This window comes from Rhodococcus sp. H29-C3 (assembly GCF_030063405.1).
Classification (GTDB): Bacteria; Actinomycetota; Actinomycetes; order Mycobacteriales; family Mycobacteriaceae; genus Rhodococcoides.
The window spans coordinates 561,100-576,929 of record NZ_JASITC010000004.1 but is presented as its reverse complement, the minus strand read 5'-3'; the positions used below and the strand labels follow the sequence as shown (position 1 = coordinate 576,929).

Below are 15,830 nucleotides of genomic sequence, written 5' to 3'. Positions count from 1 at the left end.
GGCCGAGACGGTCTGTGAAGACCTCCACCTTTGCGATCCTTCTGGTGATACTGGTTGCAGGTGTCTCGGTCTACTTCGTCACCCGCTCCCCCAGCGCAGACAATGAGTCGACCACCGTCGATACCACGGTGACGCTACCGGAGAGTCCGGGGAGTACCGAGACCGTGGCACTCGACACGCGCCTCTACGTACCTCGGACAACCCCGGCCCCTGCTGTCCTTCTCGCCCACGGATTCGGCGGCGACAAATTCTCCGTCGACGGACAGGCACGAGCGCTCGCCGACGACGGGTTCACGGTGTTGACCTACAGCGCTCGCGGTTTCGGACTGAGTACAGGCTCGATATCGATCAATGACCCCGATCGGGAGGTCGCGGACGGCCGCGGCCTGGTGGATTGGCTCGCGAGTCGACCCGAAGTCCGACTCGACGGACCCGGCGATCCCCGCGTCGGTGTCGCCGGCGGCTCCTACGGTGGCGCACTGGCGTTGAGCCTTGCCGGAACCGACGAGCGGATCGACGCAGTCGCGTCGGCCATCACCTGGAACGACCTGGGGCAAGCACTGTTCCCCAATTACGGCGTCACGAACGACGACGACCGCGCTCGCTTGGATGCATCGAAAACTCCTGCGGCTACGGTCTACGGCGGACAGGGAGTACTCAAACGCGGATGGGCAGGAGTCTTCTTCGGAGCTGGAGCAGCCTCGCGCCCTGGAGGCAGTGAGCCCGGCGCAGCAGCGGGATGCGGGCGGTTCGCATCCGAGTTCTGTTCCGCATACGCGCAATCGGCGGTCACCGGTGAGCCATCGCCGGAATTGTCAGCGCTACTGACGGCGCACTCCCCCGCGGCCGTCGCGTCGAACATCAAGGCACCGACGCTCCTGGTGCAGGGTATGCAGGACACCCTGTTCGGGCTGGATCAGTCCGACACCACGGCGAGGCAGATCTCCGACGCCGGTGGTGATGTCCAAGTTCGCTGGTTCAACGGCGGTCACGACGACGGTGGAACAACCGGCGGCGCCGAGAACACAATGAAGGATTTCCTTCGTACACAACTGATGTCGGATACAACCGAGGATGTTGCAGATCAGCCGCGTCCGTTCGTCTATTCGCTCCAGACCCCTGCGATCGAACAGAATCGAACTCGCGGGCGCAGAATGACAGCGCCGGAATACCCCGGGCTCTCCGGTTCCGACGCCGCAGGCACGCCGAGCGCAACCACAGAAGTGCCCGTCGAGCTGCAACCCTCGGGTCCCACCTCGTCCATCTCGGAGCAGTCGGGAGCCCCGGACGAGCAAACCATCATCAGACCGCCAGGGGCGTCCCCATCCGCGATCTCTTCCGTTCCGGGCCTTGGTTCGGTGCTGGCCACCTTGAGCGCCACCTCAGCTGGTTCGCAGTTGTCCGCGGACCTCCCCGGCCAAGCTGCAACCTTCACAGGCGATCCACTGACCGAACCGCTCACCATCACGGGCGCATCCCGCATCGACCTACGGATCGGAGCATTCGCGCAACCACAGCAGGCGGTCCTGTTCGTCAAGCTGTACGACGTCGGCCCCGACGGCAAGCGCACCCTTCCCGGCGGCGCGGTCGCCCCGGTGCGACTACCGAACACCGTCGATTCGGGTCCCGTTCCGGTGTCGGTCGTTCTGCCCGGCATCAGTTATGTAGTCCCCGAGGGACATCACGTCGAAGTGTCGGTGTCCACTACCGATCAGGCATACGCAGTTCCCCTCGAGCCCGCGCAGTTCGTTGTTGCACTGGACGATTCGGCGCTACGAGTGCCGACCGTGGCGGGGGTGGCGAGCGGCACGAGTACCGTTCCACTCGGCCCGATCGTCGGTATCGGCGTCATCGTCGCCGCACTGGGTGCATTGATCGCGGTCAACATCATTCGATCACGCAGACGCTTGATCGCCGAAGTGGACGAAGATCTCATCGACACCCCACTGGTGATCACCGATTTGGCCAAAACGTACTCCAACGGATTCAAGGCCGTCGACAACGTCAGTTTCGAAGTCCGTCAGGGGCAGGTGCTCGGCCTGCTCGGCCCGAACGGAGCAGGCAAGACAACCACCCTGCGGATGCTCATGGGTCTGATCACCCCGACGAGCGGCGACATCCGGGTCTTCGGGCACAAGGTCTCGCCCGGCGCCCCAGTCTTGTCGAGGCTGGGGTCGTTCGTCGAGGGTTCTGGGTTTCTCCCCCACCTGAGTGGCACCGAAAACCTGCGCCTGTACTGGCAGGCCACCGGCCGTCCACTCGAAGACGCACACCTCGAAGAAGCATTGGAGATCGCCGATCTCGGCACCGCGGTCGAACGGAAGGTCAAGTCGTACAGCCAAGGGATGCGCCAACGCCTGGCGATTGCGCAGGCAATGCTGGGGCTACCGGATCTGATGGTCCTCGACGAACCCACCAACGGTCTCGATCCACCACAGATCCGCACCATGCGTGAGGTTCTGATCAACTACGCCAAGACCGGTCGGACCGTCTTGGTCTCGAGTCACCTGCTGGCCGAGGTGGAGCAGACCTGTACGCACGTCGTAGTGATGAACCGTGGGTCGGTGATCAGCTCGGGCACTGTCCGGGAGCTGACTGCTGCAGGCGGAATGACCGAAGTACGAGTCGACGACGCGGAGAAGGCATCGGCAGTGCTTAGGGTGCTGGGGTGTTCGCCGACTGTCGTCGACGAGTCGGTCGTTCGTGTGGACATCGGAAGCGTCGATCCGGCGATCGTGATCAGGGCTCTCTTCGACGCCGGCCTCGAAGTGCGCGGGCTCTCCCAGTCCACGAGGCTAGAAGATGTCTTCCTCGATCTGGTACATCGCGACACCGAGCACCTGACACAGCTAGCCGAAATCGACGCTGAAGCCAGTGGAACCGCATCGACGAAAGAACACGAATGACTACGACGCACACAGACGGGCGGGCCCCCGGATATCACGCGGGCAAGACACTTCCGTTCCGCACCGAGTTGCGTCGACAGTTCGGTCGGCGCCGCACACAATTCGCAATCGGATTTCTTGCGCTGTTGCCGGTGATCCTGGCAATCGCATTCGCCGTCGGAAGTTCCTCGGGCGATTCCGACACGGGTGGCCTGATAGAACTCGGGACCCGGGGCGGTGTCAACTTCACAGTGTTCGCACTGTTCATGTCGGTCGGGTTTCTGCTCATCGTCGTCGTCTCGTTGTTCTTCGGAGACTCCGTCGCGAGCGAAGCGTCCTGGTCCTCGCTGCGATATCTGCTCGCCATTCCGGTGCCGCGCACCCGGCTTCTCGTGCAGAAAGCTCTGGTGTCGGCGACGTTGTCCATCGCCGCCGTAGTCGTTCTGGTTCTCGTATCGCTGATTCTGGGCACCGCGCTCTACGGCGCAGAACCACTCGTCACCCCATTCGGTGACGGACTGCCCTACGTCGACGCACTCGGTCGACTTGCCATTGCTGTGGCGTATATCGGAGTCAACCTGTTGTGGGTGGCAGGCCTGGCGATGCTTCTTTCGGTTCTGACCGATGCGCCACTCGGCGCGGTCGGCGGAGCAGTGATGACATCGATTCTGTTGCAGATTTTGGACCAGATCACTGCGCTCGGTTCGCTTCGCAACTACCTGCCCGGGCACTACGCAAATTCGTGGACCGATGCGCTGCAACCGACGATCAGCTGGAACGACATGTTCGTCGGATCGTTCTCCGCGCTTGCCTACGCGGCCGTCTTCGGCGTGATCGCCTGGCGGGTGTTCGCCTCCAAGGACATCACCAGCTGACCAGAACGACGCGCTAATTTTTGACGGCCGTCCCGAAGATGCCGTCCGGGAACACGTTCTGAGCGAGAAGTGCGTCTCGCCATGGCGACGCGAGCTCGACCAGACGTGCGGCGCCGTCTTCACCCAACGAAGCCCACGGGGCGAGCGCCAGATCGTCCGTGATGTCCTCGACAAGTGTGCGGATGTCCTGCCCGTGCTCGGTCAACGCACCGTCCGTGTCGAGAATTTCACGGTCGGCAAGTGCCCCCACGGCCTCGTCCCACTGCTCGACGGACCAGCCACGACGCTTACGCGCGAACTCCTTTTCGAAGCCGTACCCCGTTGCGGTGTGGGTGATCAAGGCTTCGATGCCATTCAATTCAGCGGTCTGCAGGGCGGCGATATGGCCATCCCCGCGGTGCTCGCGAAGCAGCGTCAGCGCATGCCATAGAACGAGGTGCGGTGACGTGGGCCATTCGAGTTCGGCGTACGCGGAATACAGCGGTCGTCCATCGTCCCCGGGAATTCCGCGAGCAGCTATCGAAGCAAGTTCGGCAACTTCGCTCATCTCGTGTGAAGAAATAACGTCAGCACCCAGAAGCCGCGTGAAGGCGGCGTCCAACGCGCGATAGCGGATCTCCATGATCTTCTCCGGGCCACATATCGACCACGCAGCGGGAATCAACGGTGCAATCAGCTCACGGTTGAAGTTGTAGAAAGTGGCTGTCACAACCCCAGCCCCCACCGCACCCAACGGCGCAGCACGTCCAGCGAAATAGCAGGCACGGCCAGCCAGGCCCGCCTCCACCAGGCCGTCCTGAGTCTCTGGGACGAAGTACGCCACCGAATGAAGAAGTTCGAGTGCGCGCGCACTCCGGCCGGCAGTGGATGCGTCCATGTCGTAAACCGTAGCGAACGCCCGGACACCGCGGCGCGGCGCGTTACTACGGCGTGGTCGTGGCGCGTTGACTATGGAGTGGCAGGATCCGCGTTACTTCAGACCCGCCGCGTCCATCCCGCGGAGTTCCTTCTTCAGGTCCTGGATTTCATCCCGTAGCCTGCCTGCAAGCTCGAACTGCAACTCGCGAGCTGCATTCATCATCTGGTCGGTGAGGTGCTTCACCAGGGCTGCCAGCTCGGCCCGCGGCATCGACTTGACGTCCTGCCCCTCGTATACGCCGGAACTGACGGCGCGCCCCTTCTCACCTTGGGCACGACGACCCCGACTCGAATTGCGCCCGGACCCACCGACTTCCACCGACTCGTCCGTGTCGTCGGCCTCCTCGTACACCTGATCGAGGATGTCCGCGATCTTCTTTCGAAGTGGTTGCGGATCGACGCCCTTTTCCTTGTTGTATGCCACCTGCTTCTCGCGGCGACGATCGGTTTCCTCGATGGCGTACTTCATCGAATCCGTCATCTTGTCCGCGTACATGTGAACCTCGCCGGACACATTACGAGCCGCGCGGCCAATTGTCTGAATCAAACTGGTTCCGCTACGAAGGAAGCCTTCCTTGTCTGCGTCGAGAATCGAAACGAGTGACACCTCCGGCAGATCGAGCCCCTCACGTAGGAGGTTGATACCGACCAGAACGTCGTACTCCCCGAGCCGCAGTTGGCGTAGCAACTCCACTCTTCGCAGAGTGTCGATGTCGGAGTGAAGATATCTGACTCTGATGCCGAGCTCGAGCAAATAGTCGGTGAGGTCCTCGGACATCTTCTTCGTCAGTGTGGTGACCAAGATGCGCTCGTTCTTGTCTGCACGAATGCGAATCTCGTGAACGAGATCGTCGATCTGACCCTTGGTCGGCTTGACGACCACTGCGGGATCGATGAGTCCGGTGGGACGAATGACCTGTTCGACAAATTCTCCACCGGTCTGCCCCAGTTCGTACTTGCCCGGCGTCGCCGACAGGTACACGGTTTGCCCGATCCGCTGAGTGAATTCTTCCCACGTCAATGGCCGGTTGTCCGTCGCCGACGGTAACCGGAAACCGAATTCGACCAGGTTGCGTTTGCGGGACATATCGCCCTCGTACATCGCACCGATCTGAGGGACGGTCACATGGGATTCGTCGATCACCATGAGGAAATCCTCGGGAAAATAGTCGATGAGCGTCGCGGGCGCTGTGCCTGGGCCTCTGCCGTCGATGTGACGCGAATAGTTCTCGATACCGGAGCAGAAACCAACCTGTTTGATCATCTCGAGGTCGTACTGAGTGCGCATGCGCAGTCGCTGAGCTTCGAGCAGCTTGCCCTTGCCCTCCAACTCGGCAAGCCGATCCTCGAGTTCCGCCTCGATGTTCTTGACTGCCTTCTCCATACGCTCCGGGCCTGCAACGTAGTGCGTGGCGGGGAAGATCCGGACGGAGTCCACCTGACGGACGACGTCACCGGTCAGAGGGTGCAGGTAGTACAGCGCCTCGATCTCGTCTCCGAAGAACTCGATGCGAATCGCCAATTCCTCGTACGAGGGAATGATCTCGACGGTGTCACCTCGAACCCGGAACGAACCACGAGTGAAGGCCATGTCGTTGCGGGTGTACTGCACATCCACCAGAAGCCTCAACAGAGCATCGCGCGGAACCTCGACACCTACCTGCAGCTCGATGGACCGATCTACGTAGGACTGCGGAGTGCCCAGACCGTAAATACAGGAAACCGACGCGACAACCACGACGTCGCGCCGCGAGAGCAAACTGGCCGTGGCAGAGTGCCGTAGCCGCTCGACGTCGTCGTTCACCGAGGAATCCTTCTCGATGTAGGTATCCGTCTGAGCGATGTACGCCTCGGGTTGGTAGTAGTCGTAGTACGACACGAAATACTCGACCGAGTTGTTGGGAAGCATGTCTCGTAGCTCGTTGGCGAGCTGTGCGGCCAAGGTTTTGTTCGGGGCCATCACCAACGTGGGGCGTTGCAGCTTCTCGATGAGCCACGCCGTCGTTGCAGACTTACCGGTACCGGTGGCACCAAGCAACACGATGTCCTTCTCGTCGGCCCTGATCCGGCGCTCGAGCTCGGCAATGGCGGCCGGCTGGTCCCCGGCCGGCTCGTACTCACTGACGACCTCGAATGCGGGCCCCGTGCGTTCGATGTCTCCGACGGGGCGGAAGTCCGAGTGAGCCACCACGGGATGTTCGGATGCAAAGGCCATGCTTTACAGGTTAGACGCGACCACTGACACGTTCGATGCGATGCTGCGTTCGACCGTGCAGATTCGAACCGACCGGGTAACTTGGTCAGTCATGGACGGACACGCCGCAGAGGCTACTCGAGTGCACGTGCACGCTCCCAAAGTCGAATACTTCGACCTCGACGCGTCGACGAACACCGACCCCAAAGGCTTCGTTCGCCCCGTTGACGAGTACCGGGCCGAGCCCTGGGGTCTGTACATGGCCAGGCCGTCCGACCATCCCCAGTTCGACTATCTGCAATCCTGGTTGCTCCCGAGCCTCGGATTACGTGCGTCGATATTTCACTATCTACCGGGTCACCGACGTGATCAAAATTACTATGTCGACATCGGTGAATTCGTAGCTGCGCCGCACGTCTGGACGTCGACCGACCATTACCTCGACATTACGGTGAGAACTGGGCGCGGATTCGACCTCCTCGACGCGGACGAACTCTTGCAGGCACGCGTGGAGCATCACCTCGACGCGGAAACGGCTGAGCTTGCGATGCACCGTGCCGTGACGGCCATCGATGGACTTGCTCGGTTCGACTACGACCTGGACGCGTGGTTGGCATCGATCGGGATGCCGACCACGTGGCGCCCGCAGGCTGCCCGTTAGGCCTGCCAACCGGTTTTTTCGGCCCATTCCCACGCACGAACGTAGGCGCGATCGAACCACGGCGCCTTCGAATCCGTGTACGCGGTGACAGCTTCCTGATCGTCGGCAATCCCCTCGGCGACTGCGGCTGCTCTTCTCTTGATATCGATGTATTCGGCAGCGGCCGCAGAATCAGCGCGGAGCCAATCGCGAAATACGAGCGCGAACTGCTGAGCCGGCCAGCCGACGACCCTGATGTAGATGTTGGCGGTTCGGCCCGGATCGGCAGCTCCATGAAATCGCATGCCCCACAGCGCAGGATCTGCTTCTCCCCCGATGCCGTACGCGGGCTTTGGATCGTCCGATTCGATGTGCTGGATGCGAGGAAAGCCGATCCGGTTCAACGGTTCTGTCAGCGAGTCGGCGACGCCCAGGCTGGTGACCGTGATCTGGATGTCGATGGTGTCGACTGCTTCCATATCGGCAACAGCACTCGATCCGATGTGGTCGATCCGAACGGCTGCACTTCCGCAGGCGACGGCAATACGGGCCGACAACCTTCCTGCCTGGTCCGCCCATGTTGGATCCGGTGCCACGAGGCTCGGATGGGTAGTAACGACGGTGCCCTCACGGATGTTGCGTTCGAACGGTACGAGACGATCGAACCACAGGCTGCGCGCCACATCTTCGACGTCACCGGGCGCACCACTGTTGTCTATCCAGACGTCGGCCGCGGCACGTCGTGCGTCATCGGTCGCCTGGGCCGCGATCCGTGCACGGACGTCCTGCTCGAGCATCTTCCGTTGCCCGACCAAACGATTCACGCGCTCTTCCGAGTCGACGTAGACCACGGTGACGAGATGGAACAGTGCACCCATCTTGCCCTCGACCAACAGCGGAATATCCTGAACGATCACTGCGTCCTCGGGTGCGCCCTCGACGAGTTCCGAGGTTCGCTGCCCGACCAGAGGGTGGACGATCGCATTCAGTTTCCCTCGCGATTCGTCGTCGTGAAATGCTTTGGCCGCGAGTGCAGCACGGTCGAGAGACCCGTCCGGCCCGAGAATGTCCTCGCCGAAGGCGTCGACGAGTTGCGCCAATCCGTCCGTCCCTGGCTCGACTACTTCTCTCGCGATCACGTCGGCGTCTACCAAAACACCACCGAGCTCAGCGAGAATCTTCGACACTGTGGATTTACCTGCTCCGATGCCTCCGGTGAGGCCGAGTCTCAACATGGTGTCCAGTCTGTCATCGAACACGCCGAAGCACACCAGCCCCAAATGCACCAACTTTACCGTCAGGTCCGTTATCTTCGACGTGCGAGATAAATATCTGCCGACCCACTGCTAGCGAAAAGGACCCTTCGATGCGAAGCAATCAGATCCACCAGGGTCGGCACCGTCTCGGCATGGACTTGGGTGTTCACTGCGTGCTTATCCCCGAGATTGCCCTGGCGTTGGCCGACCATCGGCGAAACTGGTTCACCGCGTTGCTGAGCCCGGCTCGGCACAGCTTCGCCACCATGCGCAAGCGGACGTCCACCGTCGGTCAGTGGAGTCCCGCTGTCGCAGGCTGAGCCAGACCCCATCGAATTTGAAATGGGCCCGAATCCACCCGGATCGGGTCTATTTTTGCGTGCGCATACCGGGTCCTGATGTAACTCGACCCGTGCCATCAACAGAAGAAATGCCCCGGCTCTGAAGTACAGAACCGGGGCATCACTCTCACACCCTCACGGGTGGACTACTTCTATCAGGCGTTGCCCGACAGCTTCTCGCGCAGCGCAGCAAGCTGTGCGTCGCTGGCAAGCGATCCACCGGTCGAAGCCGGAGCCGATGCTGCGGGAGCATCGCCTTCTGCTTCGGCAGGGGCCTGGCCCGACTCCGAGGAGTAGTTGGTGTTGGCAGCCTCGGCAGCTTCGTCCTTGGCTGTCTTCTCCATCTGAGCGGTGTGCATCTTGTGACGACGCTCAGCCTCGGCGTAGCGGCCTTCCCACTCTTCACGCTGCTTCTCGTAACCTTCGAGCCATTCGTTGGTCTCGGAGTCGAAGCCTTCGGGGAAGATGTAGTTGCCACCCTCGTCGTACGAGTCGGCCATGCCGTACTTGGACGGATCGAACTCTTCTGCGTAGTCCTCGTTGGCCTGCTTGAGGCTCAACGAAATACGACGACGTTCGAGATCGATGTCGATGACCTTGACGAGTGCGTCGTCGCCGACACCCACGACCTGGTCCGGAACCTCCACGTGGCGCTCGGCCAACTCGGAGATGTGCACGAGGCCCTCGATGCCCTCTTCGACGCGAACGAACGCACCGAACGGAACGAGCTTGGTGACCTTACCGGGAACGATCTGACCGATCGCGTGTGTGCGAGCGAACTGGCGCCACGGATCTTCCTGAGTCGCCTTGAGCGAGAGAGAAACGCGCTCGCGGTCCAGGTCGACGTCGAGAACCTCGACGGTGACCTCGGTGCCGACCTCGACAACCTCGGACGGGTGATCGATGTGCTTCCAGGAAAGTTCGGACACGTGCACGAGTCCGTCGACGCCGCCCAGGTCCACGAATGCACCGAAGTTGACGATCGAGGAGACGACGCCCTTGCGGACCTGCCCCTTCTGGAGCTGGTGCAGGAACTCGCTGCGAACCTCGGACTGAGTCTGCTCGAGCCATGCGCGGCGCGACAGGACCACGTTGTTGCGGTTCTTGTCGAGCTCGATGATCTTGGCCTCGATCTCCTTGCCGACGTACGGCTGGAGGTCGCGGACACGACGCATCTCGACGAGCGAGGCGGGAAGGAAGCCACGGAGACCGATGTCGAGGATGAGTCCACCCTTGACGACCTCGATGACGGTGCCCTTGACGGCCTCGTCCTTCTCCTTGAGCTCTTCGATCGTGCCCCAAGCGCGCTCGTACTGAGCTCGCTTCTTGGACAGGATCAAACGGCCTTCCTTGTCCTCCTTGGTGAGAACGAGTGCTTCGATCGCATCTCCCACGGAGACGACCTCGTTGGGGTCGACGTCGTGCTTGATGGAGAGCTCACGGGAAGGAATGACACCTTCGGTTTTGTAACCGATGTCGAGCAGAACCTCGTCACGATCGACCTTGACGATGGTGCCTTCGACAATGTCACCATCGTTGAAGTACTTGATCGTGGCGTCGATCGCCGCGAGGAAATCCTCTGCGGAGCCGATATCGTTTACGGCCACCTGCGGTGAGGTTGTAGTTGAGGGCATGTGTTGAGTTGCTCCGGACGGGTTGGGTATCGGTTGATGGATGTTCGGTCGGACTGTGAAGCGAGTGTTGGAACAAGTGCTGAACTGTGGATCCAGTCAGTGGAACAAACGGCAGACAAGAATGTTCCCGAAAAGGTTCTGCAGAACCGCTGCACCCGGCATTGTTTTCGAGTCCGAGAATCGGACGCTCGAACAGCGCTGGCCCGCAGCATGTACACACTCGCGTTCAACAGGGTACGCGAGATGATCACACTGCGGCAAACCCGACTAACGTGTCGTCGATGAACGATAGTTCGCTCCCTCCAAACACCCCACCGGCGGAACCACAGTTACCGATTCACCCTGGTCGCGGAAGGCTCAGCTCCCAGGCCAGCGATCGAGCAAGCCGCTCGTGGTGGGATTCGGATGCGGACGAGTATCACCGCACGCACGGCGAGTTTCTCGGTGTCGGATCCGAGCAGGGCGAATTCGTCTGGTGCCCGGAAGGACTACACGAGGGCGACGCCCACCTCCTCGGTGAGATATCCGGCAAGCGCATCCTCGAGGTGGGCTGCGGATCAGCGCCGTGCGCCCGCTGGCTTGCCGCGCACGGCGCACATGCCGTCGGTCTCGACATCTCCGCGGGAATGCTTGCTCGGGGACTCGACGCGATGGCCGCCGGGGGCACAACTGTGCCGCTGATCCAGGCGAGCGCAGAGTCTTTACCCTTCGCGGACGAAAGTTTCGACATCGCCTGCTCTGCATTCGGGGCGGTACCCTTCGTCGCCGACTCGGCGAACGTGATGGCCGAGGTCGCGCGAATCCTCGCACCGGGTGGAATCTGGGTATTCGCCGTCAACCACCCGATGCGATGGATCTTTCCGGATGACCCGGGAGAAGCCGGGTTGACCGCATCCATTCCGTACTTCGACCGAACGCCGTATGTCGAGTTCGACAGCGAGGGCACTCCAACGTACGTCGAGCACCACCGCACGATCGGCGATCGGGTCCGCGAAATCGTTGCGGCAGGCCTAGAGGTGCGCGACATCATCGAACCCGACTGGCCCGAATGGCTCGATCAGGAGTGGGGACAGTGGAGTCCGCTCCGTGGACAACTTTTTCCGGGCACCGCTATCTTCAGCTGCAGGAAGCCCGACTAGAGCAGCTTGGACAGAAAGAGCTTCGTGCGATCGTGTTGCGGGTTCGCGAGCAGAGACCGCGGCTCCCCGGTTTCCACGACTACTCCGGCGTCCATGAACACGAGCTGGTCTGCGACTTCGCGTGCGAAACCCATCTCGTGGGTGACGACGATCATCGTCATACCGTCTTTGGCGAGCTGCTTCATCACACCGAGGACCTCGCCGACCAATTCGGGATCGAGGGCTGAGGTCGGCTCGTCGAACAGCATCAGCTTCGGATCCATAGCGAGGGCCCGCGCAATGGCAACTCGCTGCTGTTGGCCACCGGAGAGCTGAGCCGGATACGCGCCCGACTTCTCACTGAGCCCGACCCGGTCCAAGAGCTCCATTGCCCGTGCGGTCGCGTCCTTCTTCTTGATCTTCTTGACCTGAGTCGGAGCTTCGATGATGTTTTCGAGCGCCGTTCGATGCGGAAACAAATTGAAATGCTGGAAGACCATACCGATGTCGCTGCGCTGTTTGGCAGCCTTCTTCGGATGGAGTTCGTATAGCTTGCCGTTCTTCTCCTCGTACCCGACCAGTTCGTCGTCCACGTAGAGACGCCCTGCATTGACCTGCTCGAGGTGATTGATGCAGCGCAGAAATGTCGACTTTCCTGAACCCGAAGGCCCCACCATGCACAGGACCTGGCCCTTGTCGATTTCGAGCGAGATCCCGTTTAGAACCCGTAGCGCACCGAAGCTCTTGCACACCTGGTCGGCCTTGACCATGGGACTCACATCGCACCCCCCTCGGAGGAACGCGGCGCCATCAGTGGCTTACCGCCCTGTGCATCAGCGAGAGCCTGCAGTTGACGATTCGTCAAGGTTCGCGACACGCCCTTCGAATAGTGACGCTCGAGAAAATACTGACCGACCATCAGCACACTTGTGATGACGAGATACCAGGTCGACGCGACCAGAAGTAACGGAACCGGCTCGAAGTTCGCGCCAGAGATATCCCGTGCGCGGCCGTAGAGGTCACCGCTGAACGGGACGGCTACGACGAGCGAGGTGGTCTTGAGCAGACTGATCAATTCGTTGCCGGTCGGCGGAATGATCACACGCATAGCCTGCGGGAGCACAGTTCGGCGCATCGTCTGCGACCAGGACATCCCGAGCGCCGTCGATGCCTCAACCTGTCCTTCACCAACCGAATTGACACCCGCGCGGACGATCTCGGCCATGTAAGCGGCCTCGTTCAGCGCCAAGCCGATGACTGCGAACACGAATGCGTTACTCAGCGTCTGTAGATCGAACGTGGCGAACTGCACGCTGAACGGTATTCCGAGCGCCACCTCCTTGTAGATCGACGGAAGGAGGCCCCAGAACACGAGCTGGACGTAAATCGGAGTTCCGCGGAAGACCCACAGGTAGACCCATACCGCGCTTCGAAGAACCGGGTTCGGCGACAGCCGCATCACTGCCACCACGACGCCAAGCACAACAGCGATGATCATCGAGTACACGGTGAGTTGCACCGTCAAACCGACACCTGTGCCGATCCTCGAGTCGAACAGGTAGCGGCGGTACGTGTCCCAACCGAAGGCTGGATTTGTCGCTGCTCCGTAGGCGAACAGCGCAAACAAGACAATCACGACCAGTGCCGCTACCCACCTACCCGGATGCCGCAACGGAATAGCCTTGATGGGTACCTGATCGGCTCCCTCACTGTGTTCTGAGGGATTCACCGCAGAGGTGGACACTCGGCGCCCCCTCCCCTACGAACCTGGATCGATATCGATATCGACATCAGCTGACTGCGCCGTTGATCTTTGCTTCCTTGATCACGCCTGCTTCGACGCCCCAATTCTCGGCAATGGTCTGGTACTGGCCGTTGTCGATCAGGTATTGCACAGCTTGCTGCAACGACGCGGCAAGTGGCGATCCCTTGGCAACCGGGTAGCCGTACGGCGCGGAGTCGAAGACCTCACCTGCAGCCTCGAGCTTGTCACCGGTCTGCTTGATTGCATAGGCAGTCACCGGCGAGTCCGCGGACATGGCGTCGACCCGTCCGAGAACGAGAGCGTTGGCCGCGTCGTCCTGGCTGTCGAACTTCAGAATGTCGATGGCGGGCTTCCCCGCAGCTACGCAGGCGGCGCTCTTGGCGGGAACTTCTTCTTGGTCTTGGATCGTGGTCGTCTGAACTGCGACCTTGAGTCCGCACGCGTCGGTGGGGTCGACCTTGCCGCCCGCTTGCTGCGCCCACTGCGTGCCGGCGTTGAAGTAGGTGGTGAAGTCGACCGAGTTTTCACGTTCCTTCGTGTCGGTGAACGACGACATACCCAAGTCGTAGGTTCCGGCCTGCACCGACGGAATGATCCGATCGAAGTCGGCCTCCTCGTACTGGGCGGTGACTCCGAGAACAGCTGCGACGGCATCCATCATGTCGACATCGAATCCGATGATCTTGCCGGAGGCGTCCTTGAACTCGTTGGGCGAGTACGGAACGTTGACGCCGACGACCAATGTGCCGGAGTCCTGGTTCTTCTGTGGGAGCGTCGCGGCAACTTCGGCCACCTCGCTGATCTCCACCGCTGTCTTCTCGTCGGCGGCCGGAGCGCCTCCGTCCTCGGTGTTCTGAGCGCATGCCGTCAGCAGAAGAGCCCCGGCGCCACTGAGCGCCAGAATGATTCGCGCGGGCCTCGAATACGAGCGTGCAAACAAGAGAATGCCTCCAGGAATCGAAACAGCACATCGCGGCGTGCGATGTTGCCAGAGATACGAACTTAGACGACTGCTGTCACCTATGTAGTGCAGGTAATCGAACAGTAACGCGAGGGTCGAGCGTACGGCGTCGTTTCCCTTCGGCCATATCCTCTTGTGCGTCGCTCAGACACGCAACGTTCTGGCGACGACGGTCTCGGCGAACTCGCTCGTCGATGCCCTACCGCCGAGATCTGCCGTAGCTACGCCGGAGCCGAGGGTGCCCTCTACCGCGTGTCGGATGCGATTGGCGGCATGACGAAGCCGATTATCACCGCTGTGATCGCCGAGCCAGTCGAGCAGCATCGCGGACGAGAGAAACAGAGCGGTCGGATTTGCTCGGTTCTTGCCTGCGATGTCCGGAGCCGAGCCGTGGGCCGCTTGCGCCATCGCTTTCGACTCCGAAGAATTGAGTGACGGCGCCATTCCCAGCGACCCGGACAGTTCTCCTGCAAGATCGGACAGAATGTCACCGAACATGTTCTCGGCTACTATCACGTCGAAATCGGCACCCCGCCTGACGAGATGAGCGGCCAGGGCGTCGATGTGCTCCTCGTCTACTACGACATCCGGGAAGTCATCGGCGACGGTTCGGCAGGCATCGCGAAACAGACCCGTCGTCATCGACAAGACATTCGACTTATGAACGATGGTGACGTGCTTGCGGCGCCCGCGCGCCAACGTGAAGGCCTCACGCGCGATCCGTTCGCAGGCGGCACGGGTGAATACCCCGACCGCAAGTGCGACGTCGGGTGTCGGCATGAACTCCCCACTGCCGAGAAACATGTTTCGGTCGGCGTAGAAGCCTTCCGTGTTTTCGCGGACAATGACGAGGTCCATCTCTGGTGACATTGCCCGGACATCCGGGTACGCACGCGCAGGACGGATATTGGCGAACAGATCGAACTTTTTGCGCACCACACCACCGGGCGTGAGCTGCGAACGAAAGGGCTCCGGGTAGGACGCACTGTCGTGAGGCCCGAGAATCCACGAGTCCAGTGTCGCCAACTCTTCGAGTGTCGAGTCCGGGATCGGTGTGCCGTGCGAGTCGATCGCGTCACGGCCGAGAGGTAGTTCGACCCACTCGACCCGCAGCGAAGTCTCCGCGCCTACTGCGGCGTCGAAGACGCGCATCGCGGCAGGCACGATCTCGTGGCCGATCCCGTCGCCGAGCATCGACCCGATTCGCAGTGTCCGAGCCTCTTCGTGCGCCATGTGGGACATC

13 protein-coding genes are annotated in these 15,830 nt (G+C 61.3%); 5 read left to right on the top strand and 8 right to left on the bottom strand.

Annotation, left to right across the window (positions count from 1 at the left end; translation table 11 throughout):
• The first annotated feature begins 14 nt into the window (after nucleotides 1-14).
• Together QMK32_RS12855 and QMK32_RS12850 are read left to right on the top strand one after the other, a co-directional pair.
• Nucleotides 15-2,906 carry an alpha/beta fold hydrolase gene (locus QMK32_RS12855; protein WP_283475304.1) on the top strand — a complete coding sequence of 964 codons (2,892 nt, stop codon included), beginning with the start codon at nucleotides 15-17 and terminating at the stop codon, nucleotides 2,904-2,906.
• Nucleotides 2,903-3,760, top strand: a complete 858-nt coding sequence (locus QMK32_RS12850; protein WP_283475303.1) for an ABC transporter permease — start codon at nucleotides 2,903-2,905, stop codon at nucleotides 3,758-3,760. The genes QMK32_RS12855 and QMK32_RS12850 overlap by 4 nt, the downstream gene beginning before the upstream one ends.
• A gap of 13 nt (nucleotides 3,761-3,773) precedes the next feature.
• On the opposite strand, the gene QMK32_RS12845 is transcribed toward QMK32_RS12850, so the two are convergent.
• Both QMK32_RS12845 and uvrB read right to left on the bottom strand, forming a co-directional pair.
• Entirely contained in the window at nucleotides 3,774-4,637 is an 864-nt protein-coding gene (locus QMK32_RS12845; RefSeq protein WP_283475302.1) for an SCO6745 family protein, read from the bottom strand.
• A gap of 93 nt (nucleotides 4,638-4,730) precedes the next feature.
• Complete coding sequence (gene uvrB / locus QMK32_RS12840) at nucleotides 4,731-6,893, bottom strand: excinuclease ABC subunit UvrB (protein ID WP_283475301.1); 2,163 nt, start codon at nucleotides 6,891-6,893, stop codon at nucleotides 4,731-4,733.
• Nucleotides 6,894-7,020: 127 nt separating this feature from the next.
• Between uvrB and QMK32_RS12835 the strand changes: the two genes are divergently transcribed.
• Nucleotides 7,021-7,533 carry a ribonuclease FAU-1 family protein gene (locus tag QMK32_RS12835; protein ID WP_283475371.1) on the top strand — a complete coding sequence of 171 codons (513 nt, stop codon included), beginning with the start codon at nucleotides 7,021-7,023 and terminating at the stop codon, nucleotides 7,531-7,533.
• Here the strand turns inward: QMK32_RS12835 and coaE are convergent.
• Nucleotides 7,530-8,747: a dephospho-CoA kinase gene (gene coaE, locus QMK32_RS12830; protein ID WP_283475300.1), complete on the bottom strand. Its 1,218-nt coding sequence runs from the start codon at nucleotides 8,745-8,747 to the stop codon at nucleotides 7,530-7,532. The two genes, QMK32_RS12835 and coaE, sit on opposite strands and share 4 nt — an antisense overlap.
• A 131-nt stretch (nucleotides 8,748-8,878) precedes the next feature.
• On the opposite strand from coaE, the gene QMK32_RS12825 reads away from it, so the two are divergent.
• Nucleotides 8,879-9,088 carry a hypothetical protein gene (locus QMK32_RS12825; RefSeq protein WP_088945546.1) on the top strand — a complete coding sequence of 70 codons (210 nt, stop codon included), beginning with the start codon at nucleotides 8,879-8,881 and terminating at the stop codon, nucleotides 9,086-9,088.
• 176 nt (nucleotides 9,089-9,264) lie between these two features.
• Here the strand turns inward: QMK32_RS12825 and rpsA are convergent, their stop codons facing one another.
• On the bottom strand, nucleotides 9,265-10,743 hold the full coding sequence (gene rpsA, locus QMK32_RS12820; RefSeq protein WP_084346524.1) for a 30S ribosomal protein S1: 1,479 nt from the start codon (nucleotides 10,741-10,743) through the stop codon (nucleotides 9,265-9,267).
• 281 nt (nucleotides 10,744-11,024) lie between these two features.
• Here rpsA and QMK32_RS12815 point away from each other — a divergent pair, with 281 nt between their 5' ends.
• Nucleotides 11,025-11,882, top strand: a complete 858-nt coding sequence (locus tag QMK32_RS12815) for a class I SAM-dependent methyltransferase (protein ID WP_283475299.1) — start codon at nucleotides 11,025-11,027, stop codon at nucleotides 11,880-11,882.
• Here the strand turns inward: QMK32_RS12815 and QMK32_RS12810 are convergent.
• The 4 genes from QMK32_RS12810 to QMK32_RS12795 form a co-directional block, all read right to left on the bottom strand.
• Nucleotides 11,879-12,631 carry an amino acid ABC transporter ATP-binding protein gene (locus tag QMK32_RS12810; protein WP_084346526.1) on the bottom strand — a complete coding sequence of 251 codons (753 nt, stop codon included), beginning with the start codon at nucleotides 12,629-12,631 and terminating at the stop codon, nucleotides 11,879-11,881. The genes QMK32_RS12815 and QMK32_RS12810 overlap by 4 nt on opposite strands.
• A gap of 5 nt (nucleotides 12,632-12,636) precedes the next feature.
• On the bottom strand, nucleotides 12,637-13,605 hold the full coding sequence (locus QMK32_RS12805) for an amino acid ABC transporter permease (protein WP_283475298.1): 969 nt from the start codon (nucleotides 13,603-13,605) through the stop codon (nucleotides 12,637-12,639).
• Nucleotides 13,606-13,651: 46 nt separating this feature from the next.
• Nucleotides 13,652-14,566 carry an ABC transporter substrate-binding protein gene (locus QMK32_RS12800; RefSeq protein ID WP_283475297.1) on the bottom strand — a complete coding sequence of 305 codons (915 nt, stop codon included), beginning with the start codon at nucleotides 14,564-14,566 and terminating at the stop codon, nucleotides 13,652-13,654.
• Nucleotides 14,567-14,731: 165 nt separating this feature from the next.
• Nucleotides 14,732-15,820: an isocitrate/isopropylmalate dehydrogenase family protein gene (locus tag QMK32_RS12795; RefSeq protein ID WP_283475296.1), complete on the bottom strand. Its 1,089-nt coding sequence runs from the start codon at nucleotides 15,818-15,820 to the stop codon at nucleotides 14,732-14,734.
• Nucleotides 15,821-15,830: the final 10 nt, after the last annotated feature.

Excerpts from the sequence above, each read along its gene's own strand:
- QMK32_RS12810 (WP_084346526.1), bottom strand. The coding sequence starts at position 12,631 with ATGGTCAAGGCCGACCAGGTGTGCAAGAGCTTCGGTGCGCTACGGGTT.
- QMK32_RS12795 (WP_283475296.1), bottom strand. The coding sequence starts at position 15,820 with ATGGCGCACGAAGAGGCTCGGACACTGCGAATCGGGTCGATGCTCGGC.
- QMK32_RS12825 (WP_088945546.1), top strand. The coding sequence starts at position 8,879 with ATGCGAAGCAATCAGATCCACCAGGGTCGGCACCGTCTCGGCATGGAC.
- QMK32_RS12845 (WP_283475302.1), bottom strand. The coding sequence starts at position 4,637 with ATGGACGCATCCACTGCCGGCCGGAGTGCGCGCGCACTCGAACTTCTT.
- QMK32_RS12815 (WP_283475299.1), top strand. The coding sequence starts at position 11,025 with ATGAACGATAGTTCGCTCCCTCCAAACACCCCACCGGCGGAACCACAG.
- QMK32_RS12850 (WP_283475303.1), top strand. The coding sequence starts at position 2,903 with ATGACTACGACGCACACAGACGGGCGGGCCCCCGGATATCACGCGGGC.
- rpsA (WP_084346524.1), bottom strand. The coding sequence starts at position 10,743 with ATGCCCTCAACTACAACCTCACCGCAGGTGGCCGTAAACGATATCGGC.
- uvrB (WP_283475301.1), bottom strand. The coding sequence starts at position 6,893 with ATGGCCTTTGCATCCGAACATCCCGTGGTGGCTCACTCGGACTTCCGC.
- coaE (WP_283475300.1), bottom strand. The coding sequence starts at position 8,747 with ATGTTGAGACTCGGCCTCACCGGAGGCATCGGAGCAGGTAAATCCACA.